Genomic DNA, 255 nt, shown 5'->3' with positions numbered 1-255 from the left:
CCATCCAGCGTGTCGTTGCCGGCACCCCCGGTGATGATGTTGGCCAAGGCATTGCCGGTCCCGGCAAAATTGCCGCTGCCGGTGAAGGTCAGGTTCTCGACATTGGCAATGTTGGTCAGCGCATAGGTTGAAAGCGCCGTCTTGACCAGATCCGTGCCTTCGTTGGCGGCTTCGGTCACGACGTCACCGGCGACGTCCACGATGTAGGTGTCGTTGCCCGCACCACCGATCAGCGTGTCGGCGCCCGCCTTGCCG

General features: G+C 63.1%; 1 pseudogene. It reads right to left on the bottom strand.

Annotated features, from left to right (window positions below):
• A pseudogene (locus JNB85_RS30480) lies at positions 1-255 on the bottom strand (protease); the annotation flags it as partial.

The sequence above is a fragment of the Rhizobium mesosinicum genome, assembly GCF_019511345.1.
GTDB classification, from domain to species: Bacteria; Pseudomonadota; Alphaproteobacteria; order Rhizobiales; family Rhizobiaceae; genus Rhizobium; species Rhizobium mesosinicum.
This window is presented reverse-complemented; position numbering and strand designations above follow the sequence as displayed.